Here is a 15,201-nt window from a genome sequence, read left to right as displayed (position 1 = left end):
CAGTAGTGCTGAGTCAGGCTGCTCTTAGCAAAGGGGTGGAGGGAAAACACATACTTAAAAGTCCTTGATCTGAAATAAGCACATATTATGTCTTCTGCACTTTCCCCGCAACAAAAATTTTCTTTTCCTAGTTGGTAGGTGCGATCGCAACTATAGGAGCAATACTGTCGTCGGGGCAAATCAGCCAGGTAAGTCATGAATAATAAATACCTGCGCTAGGGAGCGATCGCTAGCTTAGTCTACTCGATAAACCAGACTCAGGATCTTCAGCTGTTGCAAGGTTGGGGTTTAAAGAAATGTTAACGTACCTGGTTTCAATCCTACTAAAAGGCGTATTTATAGTGTTTTCATATAAACTTATCAAATCTTTTTATTTTTCACACAATAGTTAAATATTTAGATTAATTTATACTATACAATTACAGATAAAGAATTGCATTTAGTATGGTATCTTGTTGCCAAAAGCTGGAAAATTTTTGAGACTTTGTAAACTTAGGATACTTTTAGCTCAAATATTTATAGACGATTTGCTGATGATTAAATATTAATCTGGGAGATAAAATTCAGATGTTTACTTGCTAAATTGGCTCATTATGTTAAACACAAATAGTTAGAAAAATACCAGTGAAAAATATTATTAACTTTTGCTATTACTTTTATAATTGAATCTTATGGCTTAAATTCCAAGTAATTATTCAAATTCAACTTAGGAAAATTTATATAGTAATAATCAATCAAAACTTCTTTGTGTTTAATTTGTAAATTATATAAATCCTAATTTCTGTCTTTTAGTATATTAAGAGGATGTTTTAAAGTATTTTGCTGTAATTTTAGGCACTTGTTGAGCCTAACAATAATAAGACTTTTAAAACAGTTTTTTAGAGATACTAATTTACTTTGCTATTACCAATGAGCTATTAAAAACTTCTGAATTGTCTGTTACAAATGTGGATAAAAATATTTTATTATCATAATTCATGTTTATCGCAGTGGGTGACAACATCTACAATTTGCACTTTCTGGTTTAATCATAAACTGAATTTGGGAATTGACCAGCATAAAATATTTGTAGCGGCTTGCAATACGTCTTAGAGTAGCATTAGAACCAAAACTTAGTGCTAATAACTAATTCTAACAATAAATTTTACCACCGTTTATTAAGGCTTTGAGGAGATTGAAAACTGCATGAAAAAGCAATTGTCACAGAACTGGATTATTTCTAAATCTTGGTTACGTTTTTTAATCATAATCATATTAGTAATGGGTGTGTTTTTTCGGTTTGTCAATATTGATAAAAAAATTTATTGGGGTGATGAAGTTTACTCATCAATACGCATATCTGGCTATCTGGCGTCAGAAACGAGAGAGCAGTTAAGTAATGGTCGTTTGCTCACCATAAAAGATTTGCAGAAATACCAGTATCCCAATTCTGAAAAAAACGCAATTGATACAATTAAAGGGATTATTTTAGAAGACTCACAGATTTTGCCACTATACATTTTGCTGGCTCGGTTTTGGGTAGAGTTGTTTGGCAATTCTGTAGCAGTCACAAGAAGTTTTTCGGCATTCATTAGTCTGCTCACCTTTCCTTGTATTTATTGGCTATGTCGAGAATTATTTGAGTCTTCACTAGTAGGGTGGATGGCCATGGCGTTGGTAGCCGTTTCACCTATTCACGTTTTGTATGCACAAGAAGCACGAGCGTACAGTTTAGCAATAGTAACCGTCTTAATGTCGAGCGCAGCACTATTGCGAGCCATGCGCCTTAAAACAAAAGTTAGTTGGTGCATTTATGCAGCAACATTGGTACTAGGGTTTTATAGTCATTTGTTTGTTTTGCTTGTTGCTGTGGGACAAGGAATTTATGTAGTTGCAATTGAACGTTTCCGATTCAGTAAAACATCGATTTATTACTTGCTATCATCGTTTGCGGGATTTATAACTTTTGTACCTTGGCTGTGGATTATTATTACCAACCCTCAGCCAGAAGCAGTAACTTGGGCAAATGTTAAACAAACATTATTTGCGTCAGCTATCAGGTGGGCTGGTATCTTTAGTCGGGCGTTTCTCGATTTAGGTATTAGCCCTAGCGACCCAGGAAAACTTAAGATTGCCTTAATTCCTTTTATTTTAATTATTTTAACTCTAATTATTTACTCAATTTATGTTATTTGTCGAAGAAGCACTAAAGAAGTTTGGTTATTTGTCTTAACCTTGATTGGGTCTGTAGGGGTTCCCCTACTAATAATGGATTTCGTATTTCAAAAACGATACGCTACGACTCGATATACACTTCCTTCAGTTTTAGGTATACAGTTAGCTGTTGCTTACCTATTTACCACTAAGCTCACGTCTATTTATCCTAAAATTTGGCGAAAAAAGCTCTGGTCTTTTGTAGCGTCTATAGTAATTATCAGCGGAATCATATCTTGTACAATCAGTTCTCAAGCCCAGATGTGGTGGAACAAATTACCGGAAAGAAACCACGAATATCCCAAAATTGCTAATATCATTAGTCAAGCTGATAAACCACTTTTAATTAGTGACGCTGACATAATTCCAATCCAAATACTTGCTCACTTACTTGAGCAAAAAGTGCAATTTCAAATCGTTACTCCAAATCATTTACCAGAGATTACTAATGGTTTTACTGACATATTCTTGTTTGATACCTCTGACTTCTTAAAAGCTGGAATTGAGAAAATTTATAACTCAAAGTTACAGCAAATAAATGACATTCTCTGGAAAATAACAAAATCCACGTAAACAAAGGATACAGCTGCATCTAGCTGTTGGGAGGCTTTGACAAAAAGAGGCAAGGGGGAAAAAGGATTTTCGGTACGAGGCGCTGCCATTAGGGGTGGAATCTTCTGATATTTGAGGAAATTCATGTCCCGCCTTCTTGTGGGCAGTCTTCTTTCTCCCCTGCTTCTAAATAAGGTGGAACTTAAAAGCAGACAGTTGGCATTTGAATATCGCTCGGAGGTTAAAAATTAATATCAATTAGCCTGATAAGTGGCACAACTAGAGCGAAAATATACTTTACTTAAAATCATAATTTAAGTATATAGTTATACTGCTCCCGCTTATGTCATCACCCCTTGAGCGCCCGCTAAAATTTGAAATCAGACTGCCATCCTCCCATCCTCAGTTATTAGAAGGACTAGATATATGGCTGCGCTTAGGTTTGATATCTGATACCCAAGTCAAGCAGCTATGCCAAGAGTTTCTGGTGTGTATGGTGGTGTTGCAACCCCAGCCGGAAGCGGAAACAAAGGTAGCATTTGTAACTTCTGACCCGGTGCGGCAGTTGCCCGTAGCAGCTTTACAATCTAGTAACCGTAGCCAACCGCAACAAAAACCAGTTAAACCCAACTTTATCAGCACAATGTTGCAGTCCTTGGGGGCAGAATTGAGTGTCCGCTGGCTGCTTTTTCTAGGGGTATTCTTGGTAGTGGTGTCCTCTGGGGTACTGGCTGCAAGTCAATGGCAGAGGTTTCCGGCTTCTGGACAGTATGGAGTTTTATTTGCTTATACTTTGAGTTTTTGGGGGTTAAGCTTTTGGGCGATTAGGCAAAGTAATCTCAGATTGACGGCTCAGACATTGCTGATTGTCACCCTTTTGTTAATCCCAGTGAACTTTTGGGCAATGGATAGCTTTCGGTTGTGGCAAAATCCTGTGGATTGGATTGTAGTTGCGATCGCCTGCCCAACTCTTACTGCTATAACTGTTTTACTCTCCAAAAATCGGACTATTTTTGCCAATTTACATACCGGCAAACTGCCTCTAGCAAATATTCTGGGGCTGAGTTATCTGCATTGGGGTTGGCAATTAAGAGGATTTCCCTTAATTGCTGTTTATCTGGCAATGATCGGCACAACTATTATTACTGTTTATTATCATTACCAACAGCCTAATCCGATCAGCGAGGAAGATCGGCGCGATGTCTACGACGGGTTACGCCTACGCCGCAGGTTAAATATTAGTTTACCTGCGGCTGTAATTATTTATGCTTTGATAGTGCTGCTAGTGCGGGCGATTTTTGTTGCTGGGGTAAATGTCACTCAGTTGGGGTTAGCTATTGGTATTTGCGGCTGGTTGGTAACTTGGTTAGCACAGCGAGGGGAAGCAGGGGAGCAGGGGAGCAGGGAAGCCGCGGGAGCAGAGGAAGTAACAGTAATATTCTCCCCGTTTCCCTCATCCCTCTTACTCTGGGAAAAACTCGGTGGCATTTTACTCTTCCTGGGTTGGCTGGTTTCGGTAGTAAATTATCCCTGGCAAGCAATAGCTGTGAGTGGCTTGGGTTTGTGGTTTGTGGGAAGTTGCTTGCGGCGATACAGTTCAAAGGCTGACTTAGCAGCAGTTTTTGTGATCGGCTTACAGATGATTTGGCTCTTTTGGCGGTTAATACCTAATAACTTACAGCAATGGGCGATCGCTACTGGCACTCAACTCACCAACTCTCAAAATCAACCTTGGGCGTTGCTGGGTGTAGCTTTATTTCCCTACGTAATTTTGATAGTGGCGCTTACAGATAGCCTATATCGCATCGAAAAGCGAGAATTGGCTAAATTTGGCGAACTGCTCACCCTCTTATTGGGAACTTTTTTAACAACGATCGCTATAGTAAATCCCACATTGCGATCGCTAAATCTGTTATTTTCCACAATCACTCTGGCATTTGTCACTCAACGCCGCTCCCCCTCCTCATTTCCCCTGGTATATCTAACTCACATCGTCGGGGTGCTGACATTTTGCTCTACGATTAATTGGTTATTTCCAACCCTGAGTCATCAAGCCTGGGCAAGTATTTTATTAGCTCTGATGGTTGCAGAATGGCGATTTAGCCTCAGGCAAGGTTTATGGCAACATAGTGCATGGGATATCGGTTTAGGACTAGCCGCAGCTAGTTTTTTCCTATTGTGGATGAATACAGAATCATCTTGGTATGGTATAGCTGATAGCCGAGCTTATTGGGGAGTCATTTGGCTAGTTACGCCTATAGCTCTTACGGGTGTTGCCAATGCCACAATTATCGAGCGGCGCACTACTAGCCGTTACTTGAGTGTCTTGGCTGTGATAATTGCCCAGCTATTGACTTTACAGTTACCAGGAACCAGATTAATCGGTTTGGCTGTAGGTATCGGATTGATGTTTGCAAATACGCAGTATTTCCGAAACCAAGTATTTGCGGTAATTACAGAAGGATTTGTTTTAAGTTTTATTGGGGCGCTGCTGTGGACGGGTATACCTGTACCTCGCCTAGCGGTAGCAGGTTGGTTTGTCGCCGGCGCGATCGCAACCCTAACTTTATGGTTAACGCGGACAGTTTTGAGGCGACGCCCTAACGAATTAGCAATTATCTATGCAGCTGCTAATGATAAGTGGGCGATCGCATTGTGTGGTTTTGAGTTGTTTGGTTTGACGCTACACTCAATACTGATTTACTCAGGGTTTATTAGTTCTGGATTTTTGTACTTAGCTGCCACTGCAATCACCTTGACAGCCATTGTTTATCGGAGTTGGCGACAACCAACAAATTGGGCATTTTATGGCATCGGTTGGTGTTTAGAATTGTTAACTGCCCAGGTGTTTGGATTTGGGGAACGCTCAACTGTTAAGATTGCGATCGCAAATATCGCCTTAGGTTTAATTGCTCAACTTGTCGGAGAGTGGTGGCGACGACGACATCAATTAGAAAGGCTTCCTAACAGCTTTCACATTTTGCCATTAATTTATGGTGCATTCAGTGTATTGCTGCGTTTGGACACCTTCACCGAGTGGACTGGTTTGTATTCTTTGGGTGTAGCTTTAATTATCATTGGCGTGGGGCGACGGCGCGAGAACTTTAAACCCCTGCTGTACTTAGGAATCATTGGCGTATCCATTTCTGCCTATGAACTTTTGTTCTATCAAATGTTACAAGCTTCAGCAGGAGCATTAGGTGATGGATTGATAGCCATGTCTGCTCTTGGTACTAGTATCATGTATGCTTACCGCATTCTGTCGCCAAGGCTTATCAGCTACTTACGCCTGACTCCCCAAGAACTGAAAGGAATTGCTCATATTCATTGGGCTTGGAGTAGCTGTTTATTAATGGCTGCCATTCCTCTTCCCATTGGAGTTAACCGTTTAGTGGGATTGGCAACTGGGGTATTTTTGATTCGCTATGCCATCTTTCAGGGTCGAAATTCGCGCACCTCCCCCAGCATCTTGGGAGGAATTACAATAGCCGAGATGTGGGTTTACCTTGGCTTATTAGAGGTAGCCGGCATGAGGATTTATTGGCGCGAGACAGCAGTAGGACGATTTTGGGCTGGGCCGTTAGTTCCTTGGAACGGTGCGATCGCCTGTGTGGTAGCCTATTTTCTCTACATCCTGCCTTGGGAAAGTTGGGGTTGGTCTAAAAGACCTTGGCAGCAAGCCGCCTATATTATACCACTGATAATTTTGTGGGAAACCAGACTGCAAACTTACCCGATTACCTTGCTACTCGCAGCTGGATTCTACATCTTCCTCGCAAAGGTGGGTGAAAACATCCGTTTTACCTATATTAGTGTGGCGCTCATTGATTGGGCACTTTACCGTTGGTTTAATTCCTTACATCTAACTGATGTTTTATGGTATGTAACACCCATTGGGTTGTCACTGCTGTATATTGCTCAAGTCGATTCTCAACTGAGGCTACCAGAGTATAAAGTAGCTCGGCATATTCTGAGAGTGCTAGGTAGTGGTTTAATTTGTGGGTGGGCAATTTTATTTAATCAAGATACAGCCTGGATACCTGGAATTTTCAGCTTCATTGCCATTTTTGCCGGATTAGCTTTGCGAGTCCGGGCTTTTCTCTACATTGGTACAGCCACTTTTTTAATTACTACAATCTATCAATCAGTAATTTTCAGCTTGCACTACTCCTTTTTAAAATGGGTTGTTGGCTTGCTAGTTGGTATCCTCCTAATTTATATCGCCGCCAACTTTGAAACCCGTCGCGCTCAAATAACTTCCTTAATTCGTAGCGCCATTGATGAATTTCAATCATGGGAATAGGGCTAGGGATTAAGCTAAGGGTTGAACTAATTAGACAAGCGATCGCCCAAATTGAAGATACAAGTAGTGTTTCCCAGCAGTATCAAAGGCTCCAAAACTTTGTAATGTGGTATCCTTTTGTTTCACTTGGGTGAGCAAATCGTTTTACACCGAGAGAATACGTCGAATAATTCCCGTTACATTTTTGAGTGCAGTGAGAATATTTACGGTATTTTCCACCTTATCAATTGCTTGAGTTAAGTCTTCTATTCCTTTAAGCAAGTCTGGTTCTAACTTCTTTAGACTCGCAGCTATTTTTTCTAAAGCTGCGGTTTCAAGTTGACTGCGTAAAATCGCTATATTTTTACGTTGCTCAACAAAATCTCGTTTTCGTGACTCGTCCTTTTCATTTTCAAATTTTTGTTGCATTTCTGGTGAATTTAGATTGAGTTCTATATTCCTAATTTTCTTCAGAATTTCTTCATAATCTCTAGCAATTATTATGGTTTCTTCGGGTGCAATTTTTGAACTAAAATTCATGGTAATTCTCCTACAATGTAAATATCTACTTTGCTTTTTTTTCTGCTTCAACAACTTGCAGAAAATTATCAACATCTTGTAAAAAACCATTGAGTCTAGCAAGACTTAATTTTCCTTCAATAAGACCTTGAAAAACTCCTTGAAACTCACTTAATGCATTGCTAGCATCTTTAAGTTCTTTTCCTGGTCTCCTTATTAATATTTCCCGTCGAGTTTCAATCCATGCTTCTTTGTCGGGAATTTCTGCGTCCTGAGTTAGTGGAACAATAACCAAACGTTCTTCTTCTGCTTGACGAATAACTTTGGCATCCTGTTCAATTGAATCTCCAAGAATTTTTAACATCTCCGTATGAATAGTTAGTTCGTGCATAATTGTGCCATTACGTTTTTCTAGTTCATTGCGTAATGCTCCACGAATTTGTGATGAAACTACAAGATTGGTAATGCCTTCAATAAGACCTGGATTTTTAATCCAACCGCTCTTTTGTAGTTCTTTACCACTATTATTGAGATTATCTACTACTCCGTTAATTTCTGCTTCTGCGCGTGCAGGTGCATCGGAAGAAGCAAGTTCATTAAGCAGTCGAAAATAATCTCTTAATAGATTGTTATGTTCGTGTAACTTATCAATAACATCTAAACGTTTTTCATCAGTTTCAGTAAATTTTTTATAATCTTCAAGTGTTTGATTGGTAATTTTGTCATTTCTTAATAATTCCTCAGAAGTGTAATCTATGTGGATGTCACTGGCGGCATCAAGTAATTTATCAACTGCATTGGCATATTCATTTCCTGCTTTGGCAAATTTTTTGTATTCATCAGTTGAGCGACACCCTGTTGTTAGCGTTGCAATTACTGCAAACACAACGACAGTTTTACGAAAAGTCTTCTTCATAAACTAATGATTGTTTGCGTTCTCCTTGAGTTTGGGGGTTAGCGTTAATGCCGTAGGCTGGGAGCAAAACGCTGCAAATTGCGAATAGGAAAAAGCAAATTTGTTTGACCTACGCACAAGATGAAGTTGATTACGTTAGTTGAATTCCTATCTGATTAGCACGGAGATGAATAATTTGCGCCAGTCTAGTTTGCGTTATTATTGCAGTTTGATCGGCTTGCCATTTTTGGTAATTAGTACGAACTGAGTCTAATTCTCCCTGTAAATCTTCTTTACTAATCATTGCCATAATTTGGCTTTCAATTGGGTTAGTACTGTGAGGACTGGGATTTGGTTTGCTATTTTCATTCGGAATTAGAAAATTCATAGGGCCTCCAGAAGGATAATATTAGGATTGATTGACAAAACTATCGAATGCATCTTCGTCTAGTTTTTTTCCGCTAATCGATAAATCTTTGATATTTAGACCTACAGCGCATAAAGTTCTACAACAGCCATAATTTCCATCCTACGAAAAAATTATTGAATCTCAAGCTTCTTGTGTTTCTGAATTTTTGCTTTTCTATAAACCATAATAGTTTGAATTTTATCTATAGAAAACCTATATAACTAATATTTTTTCCCATAAAGCTCATATAAAAACTCATCTTAAACTAAGTTAAACCCTTATATTCTGTATTTATCGCTTGTGATAAAAAACGCTTAGGTTAGCCAAATTTAGGATAATTTAATTGATACATTATCGAATGGCACTAAGAAAAACTGAAACACTTGTGTTTAAAAAGTTTGCAATTGCTTTCGTAATTCGTGCCGGGGTTTCGTCATCAAGGGGTAAATTTTTGGGCGACGTTTGCGGATTTGTGCTTCACTTATACCCCGCTTTGACGTTTCGGTGTTTCGCGCAGTCTGTAACAATTTCTGCCTTCCCTGTAAGAACTTCCGCCAAGACGTTTCCGTGTTTCGCGCAGTCTGTAGCAACTTCCGCCTTCCCTGTAAGAACTTCCGTCATCACGTTTCGGTGTTTCGCGCAGTCTGTAACAACTTCTGCCTTAACCTTACTCAGTGCTAAGTCGTGAGTCAGGAAAAAGCTTGGTTTCACTGCTTACCCCTACAGGGAAGCAAGCTACAACCCAACCTATGAATCTTCAAAACCTACGCAGTATTAAAAGAGGGGGATGAAAATTGTTGAAATTACTCAAATTTTAGTCTTTTTAACAACAATCAACAATTTTACGCAGGACAACCTTTTGAAAAATTGTCCACTATAGAATAAGTTATTTTTCAGGCAAAGGAGTATTAATTATGGCAAGGCACAAACGCGATTCACGTATTCTTAGCAAAGCTGAGATGCGCTTGGCAAGTGTTAAATCTATCAGTCCTACTTTAGAAATAGGAAATAATTTAACAGTTAAAGATTATACCAATAAAATTGAAAGCCTCCGTTAATCTCTGGAAGCCTACAATACCACTCTCTCTACTATTGATGTTTTATTAACCCAAATCACCGAAAATGAACGAGATTTAGCAGATTATTCGGAACAAATTTTGCTTGGTGTTGCTTATAAGTTTGGTAAAAATAGCCATGAGTATCAGATGGCTGGGGGTACTCGTAAAAGCGATCGCAAACGTACTATCCGCCAAGGTGTTGTTTTGACTACCAGCTAAGGATAAGACTCCGATCAATACAGTTTGCATAACAAAGTGAAGCTTAAGAAGATGAGGGGAATTAGGACACAATAACCGTTAATTGAAGCGCCCTTGTATTTCACCTCGCCAAACTACTGCGATCGCGATCGCAAACCTTTTAGATAAACTGGAATCAGAACTGCTGAGGAAGAATAGATAATAGGGAAACCATGACACGCCCTAGAGTAAATACAAAGACTTAATCCACTGCCATTCCTGTATCAAACCCTCTCTTAAAGAAACTTGTGGCTGATATCCCAGAATTTTCTGCGCTTTAGATACATCAGCAGCGGTGTGACGGGCGTCTCCCATCGCCTTTTCGATGTAATTTCTTTTGATTGGTTTCCCAACGATTTCTTCAATCGTATCTAAGACTTCTGCTAACACAACCCTGCTACCGCCACCGATATTAAAAATTTCTCCCACTGCTTGGGGTGCGGAGGCGGCGGCTAAATTGGCGGCGATGACATCACTAACAAACGTAAACTCCCGTGTTTGCTGGCCATCGCCGTAAATAGGAATCGCCTCATCCTGCAAAATGGATTTAAAGAACTTATGAAATGCCATATCTGGGCGCTGTTTAGGGCCATAGACTGTAAAATAGCGCAATGTCACACAAGGCACGCCAAAGTTTTTATGATACAGTTCACACAAAAACTCCCCTGCTAGCTTTGTAATGCCGTAAGGAGAAACTGGTTGAGGGCAAATTCCCTCGTGGGTAGGTAATGTTTCTGCATCACCATATACACTCGATGAGGAGGCAAATACTAACCTTTTCAGGTGTTTCGCATCTTTGGCTGCTTCCAGCAAAACTTGTGTAGCGTTAATATTTCGTTCTGTGTAACCTCGAAAAGCTTTACCCCAACTTGCTCTCACCCCTGCTTGTGCCGCTTGATGGTAAACTACATCAACATCTTTTAGGAGCTTCTGCCAATCTAAAAACTGCATATCTCCTTCAATTAATCTAAAACCAGGTGAGTGATGTAAGTGTGCAACATTCTTACGCTTTAACATCGGATCATAGTAATCATTGAATTCATCAATCCCGATCACTTCTTCCCCTTGTTGTAGCAAGATGTCCACGAGGTGAGAACCAACAAAGCCGGCAGCTCCAGTAACAATAATTTTCGCCATGTTTCCTATTTTATGCTATTTATATGAATTTCTATATTCGCAGGTTACTACTTGTAATCAATAATTATCATTACTTGATCTGGATTTTTTAATTAATTATTATATTGTTTGAATCAACATTATTTAAATAAATATATTTATATTTTAATTTATGCTGGTACATTTCTTACTATTATTAATAACAGTAAGAAATGTACTAATTGACAAAATTGAATCTTAAAAATCAATGCAGTTGAAATTCAAAGAAGCGAATGGGACTTGAAACCGATATGGCAAGATAATTCTTGCTCTCCTCCCCCTGCCTTTTCTGGTCATCAGGGGGCTTGCACAAGTGTGAGAATTGGTGAAAAAATTGATCCGCGAGAGCCGAATCAGGCATTCTCGTTTCGTAAGGGACGCACGAGGAAATCAGTGAAAGTTTTAGTCGTAGGTAATGGAGGGCGCGAACACGCTCTGGCATGGAAACTGTTGCAATCTAAGCAAATCGAGCAAGTTATCTGTGTACCAGGGAATGGAGGCACAGCAAGTATGGAACGTTGCCAAAACTTGCCTTTAGCAGTAAATGATTTTGAGGGCATAAGCCGATATGCTCTAGAACATGGCATAACTCTAGTGATAGTTGGGCCAGAAGTACCTTTGGCAAAGGGAATCACAGATTACCTCCAAGACAAAGGATTGATGGTATTTGGGCCAGTCAGAGCGGGAGCGCAAATTGAGGCGAGTAAAGCTTGGGCAAAAGCCCTGATGCAAGAAGCTGGAATTCCGACGGCCCGGGCTGCGGTATTTACGGAGGCAGTAGCAGCAAAATCCTATGTAAGAGCTACAGGAGTGCCAATTGTCGTCAAAGCTGATGGCTTGGCGGCTGGTAAGGGTGTAACGGTGGCTCTTACAGTTGAACAGGCAGAAAGTGCCGTTGATGCGATTTTTCAGGGACAGTTTGGCAGTGCTGGTAAATTTGTCGTCATTGAAGAATGTTTAATTGGGCAAGAGGTGTCAGTTTTAGCCTTAACGGATGGGTTAACAATTCGACCCTTACTGCCAGCTCAAGACCATAAGCGGATTGGTGACGGCGATACCGGGGAAAACACTGGGGGAATGGGAGCATACAGCCCAGCACCCATTGCTACACCAGAGTTGATGGCACGCATTCAAACAGAAGTGTTAGAAAGAGCGATCGCAACTTTACGAGCTAAAGGCATTGACTACCGAGGTGTACTGTATGCTGGATTAATGATTGCACCCGATGGCGACTTCAAGGTTTTGGAATTTAACTGTCGCTTTGGCGATCCGGAAACCCAGGTGATTTTACCACTATTAGCAACACCCTTAGAAGAGTTGCTTCTAGCCTGTGTACAGCAGCGATTAAGTGAATTGCCGCCGATTGCTTGGAAAGGGGGAGCATCTGCGACTGTCGTTGCAGCTTCAGGTGGTTATCCAGGAGAATATGAGAAAGGCCACGTCATTACTGGCATTGGTGAGGCAGAGGCAACAGGAGCAACTGTATTTCATGCAGGTACGAAGTTGAATCAGCAACAAGAAGTAGTGACAGATGGGGGTCGAGTATTAAATGTGACTGGAATTGGAGAAAATTTTGAGCAAGCGATCGCCCAAGCCTACGCGGGGATCAAATATATTCAGTTTGAGGGAATATATTACCGGAAAGATATTGGTTATAGAGTTAGGAGTTAGGAGTCATTCAATTTTAGATTTTGAATTTTGGATTTTGGTGAAGCAGCGCGGTCTTCTCCCAAAGGGAGAGGCTAGCGCCAAGGGGGTTTCCCCCATGAGTGACTGCTGAACCCGAAGGGATTGAAGGAGAAATTTAAAATCTAAAATCCAAAATTGGCAAAGTCAGGAGTTATGCCCAATGCCCCTAACATTTTTGTCAAATTAACTGTTAATTTTTTAGTTGTTGGGCTTTATAACAAAGACTATTAACAACTTTATTTAAGATGCTAAGTCTGTTTAAAACAATTCGAGATGCGATCGCTAGTTGGTGGGCTGAGTTCACACTCCAGACCAAACTGCTGGCTGTGGCGACATTGGTGGTTTCGTTGGTGATGAGTGGTCTGACCTTCTGGGCTGTGAATGCAATTCAGCAGGATGCGCGGATGAATGATACCCGCTTCGGTCGTGACTTGGGGTTGCTGCTTGCTGCCAACGTTGCCCCCCTAGTTGCTGATAATAATCTGACTGAGGTTGCCCAATTTTCACAACGCTTCTACAGGAGCACCTCTAGTGTGCGTTATATGCTCTACGCTGATGAAACTGGGGAAATATTTTTTGGCATTCCTTTTTGGGAAGCGGAAGTAGAAAACTCCCTGACGATTAAACGGCGGATACAACTGCCCGAAGATTACCCTGGTGATGGGGAAAAGCCAATGGTGCGGCAACACATGACCCCAGATGGGACAGTCACCGATGTGTTTATTCCCCTGATCGTCAATAAAAAATATTTAGGTGTATTAGCGATCGGTATCAACCCCAATCAGACCGCTGTCATCTCCACCAATTTTACCCGTGATGTCACCATTGCCGTTTTTATCACAATTTGGGTAATGGTGATTTTGGCAGGAGTGATTAACGCCTTGACCATCACTAAGCCAATAAAAGAACTGCTAGTGGGGGTGAAGCAAATTACTACTGGGAATTTCAAGCAGCGGATTAATTTACCTTTAGGGGGCGAACTAGGGGAATTAATTTTAAGCTTTAATGAAATGGCAGAGCGATTAGAGCGCTATGAAGAACAGAATATTGAGGAACTGACCGCAGAAAAAGCGAAGCTAGAAACCTTAGTTTCAACGATCGCAGATGGTGCTGTGTTAATTGATAACAACATGCAGGTGATTTTAGTCAACCCCACGGCAAAGCGAATTTTTGGCTGGGAAACCGCTGAAGTGGTAGGCTGCAATGTGTTGCATCACTTGCCGCCAGCGGTACAAATGGAAATCACCAGTCCCTTGTACGAAATGGCAGCAGGTGAATGCGAAAGCGCCGAATTCCGAATTTTTATTAACCAACCCATCCCACGGACGATTCGCATTCTCTTGACTACAGTACTCAACGTACAAACAGAAAGCATCAAAGGTATTGCGATTACTATCCAAGATATTACCCGTGAGGTGGAGCTAAACGATGCAAAAAGCCAATTTATCAGCAACGTTTCTCACGAACTGCGAACGCCTCTATTTAACATCAAAACTTATATTGAAACCCTGCACGACTACGGCGAAGACTTAGCTTTACAAGAACGGCAAGAGTTTCTGCAAACTGTCAACCATGAAACCGATCGCTTAACCCGCCTAGTTAACGATGTATTGGATTTGTCAAAACTCGAATCTGGTCGTCAGTATAATTTCGATGGTGTGGATTTAGCCCAAGCGATCGAGCAAACCCTGCGTACTTACCAACTCAATGCTAAAGATAAAGGTGTTGAACTTGTTCAGGAAGTTGCTCCTAATTTGCCGCTGGTAATGGGTAATTATGATCTGTTAGTACAAGTGTTTGGCAATCTGATTGGTAATGCCCTTAAATTCACAAAAGCCGGTGGTAAAGTGGCAATCCGCGCCTACCAAGTAGATTTCAAACCCAGTCACACCCAATCTTCTCCAGTGCGGATTGAAATTTCCGATACTGGAATTGGCATTGCCACAGAAGACCAACACTCAATTTTTGAACGCTTCTTCCGTGTCGAAAACCGAGTTCACACCCTAGAAGGCACGGGTTTAGGTTTATCGATTGTCAGAAATATCATCGATAGACATCGTAGTAAAGTCCATCTAGTAAGTGAAGTCAGCATTGGCACCACTTTTTGGTTCGACTTAGCCGCCTTTGAGGAAAAAGCGCCACCGATACAAGTTGAACCTATTGCTGAGGCATCCAAAATTACCACAGCCTGAAGGTTAAGGATTGGATATTG

At 40.8% G+C, this 15,201-nt stretch carries 11 protein-coding genes; 6 read left to right on the top strand and 5 right to left on the bottom strand.

Annotated features, from left to right (window positions below; genetic code table 11):
* The first annotated feature begins 1,185 nt into the window (after nt 1-1,185).
* The 3 genes from V7K46_RS11110 to V7K46_RS11100 all read left to right on the top strand — a co-directional run bounded on the left by V7K46_RS11110 (nt 1,186) and on the right by V7K46_RS11100 (nt 7,182).
* Nucleotides 1,186-2,766, top strand: coding sequence for a glycosyltransferase family 39 protein (locus V7K46_RS11110; RefSeq protein WP_335112993.1), 1,581 nt, complete (start codon nt 1,186-1,188; stop codon nt 2,764-2,766).
* Between the two features lie 322 nt (nt 2,767-3,088).
* Nucleotides 3,089-7,048 carry a DUF2157 domain-containing protein gene (locus tag V7K46_RS11105; RefSeq protein WP_335112991.1) on the top strand — a complete coding sequence of 1,320 codons (3,960 nt, stop codon included), beginning with the start codon at nt 3,089-3,091 and terminating at the stop codon, nt 7,046-7,048.
* Nucleotides 7,039-7,182 carry a hypothetical protein gene (locus V7K46_RS11100; protein ID WP_335112989.1) on the top strand — a complete coding sequence of 48 codons (144 nt, stop codon included), beginning with the start codon at nt 7,039-7,041 and terminating at the stop codon, nt 7,180-7,182. Before V7K46_RS11105 ends, V7K46_RS11100 begins: the two co-directional genes overlap by 10 nt.
* A 10-nt stretch (nt 7,183-7,192) precedes the next feature.
* Here the strand turns inward: V7K46_RS11100 and V7K46_RS11095 are convergent, their stop codons facing one another.
* The 4 genes from V7K46_RS11095 to V7K46_RS11080 all read right to left on the bottom strand — a co-directional run bounded on the left by V7K46_RS11095 (nt 7,193) and on the right by V7K46_RS11080 (nt 9,561).
* Nucleotides 7,193-7,567, bottom strand: a complete 375-nt coding sequence (locus V7K46_RS11095) for a hypothetical protein (protein WP_335112987.1) — start codon at nt 7,565-7,567, stop codon at nt 7,193-7,195.
* 25 nt (nt 7,568-7,592) lie between these two features.
* A complete protein-coding gene (locus tag V7K46_RS11090) occupies nt 7,593-8,462 on the bottom strand; it encodes a hypothetical protein (protein ID WP_335112985.1) in 870 nt (289 codons plus the stop codon).
* Nucleotides 8,463-8,592: 130 nt separating this feature from the next.
* Complete coding sequence (locus tag V7K46_RS11085; protein ID WP_335112983.1) at nt 8,593-8,829, bottom strand: hypothetical protein; 237 nt, start codon at nt 8,827-8,829, stop codon at nt 8,593-8,595.
* Between the two features lie 498 nt (nt 8,830-9,327).
* Nucleotides 9,328-9,561, bottom strand: a complete 234-nt coding sequence (locus V7K46_RS11080; RefSeq protein WP_335112981.1) for a hypothetical protein — start codon at nt 9,559-9,561, stop codon at nt 9,328-9,330.
* Nucleotides 9,562-9,764: 203 nt separating this feature from the next.
* Here V7K46_RS11080 and V7K46_RS11075 point away from each other — a divergent pair, with 203 nt between their 5' ends.
* Complete coding sequence (locus V7K46_RS11075; protein WP_335112979.1) at nt 9,765-9,908, top strand: hypothetical protein; 144 nt, start codon at nt 9,765-9,767, stop codon at nt 9,906-9,908.
* 420 nt (nt 9,909-10,328) lie between these two features.
* On the opposite strand, the gene V7K46_RS11070 is transcribed toward V7K46_RS11075, so the two are convergent.
* A complete protein-coding gene (locus V7K46_RS11070; protein WP_335112977.1) occupies nt 10,329-11,282 on the bottom strand; it encodes an NAD-dependent epimerase/dehydratase family protein in 954 nt (317 codons plus the stop codon).
* Between the two features lie 411 nt (nt 11,283-11,693).
* Here V7K46_RS11070 and purD point away from each other — a divergent pair, with 411 nt between their 5' ends.
* Together purD and nblS are read left to right on the top strand one after the other, a co-directional pair.
* Nucleotides 11,694-12,971, top strand: a complete 1,278-nt coding sequence (gene purD, locus V7K46_RS11065; protein WP_335113429.1) for a phosphoribosylamine--glycine ligase — start codon at nt 11,694-11,696, stop codon at nt 12,969-12,971.
* A 263-nt stretch (nt 12,972-13,234) separates the two neighbouring features.
* The gene (gene nblS, locus V7K46_RS11060) at nt 13,235-15,181 is read left to right on the top strand and encodes a two-component system sensor histidine kinase NblS (RefSeq protein ID WP_335112975.1); all 1,947 of its coding nucleotides are present in this window, start codon (nt 13,235-13,237) and stop codon (nt 15,179-15,181) included.
* The last annotated feature ends 20 nt before the right edge of the window (nt 15,182-15,201 follow it).

Origin of the sequence: Nostoc sp. (assembly GCF_036917395.1) — a bacterium.
Classification (GTDB): domain Bacteria; phylum Cyanobacteriota; class Cyanobacteriia; order Cyanobacteriales; family Nostocaceae; genus Nostoc.
This window is presented reverse-complemented; position numbering and strand designations above follow the sequence as displayed.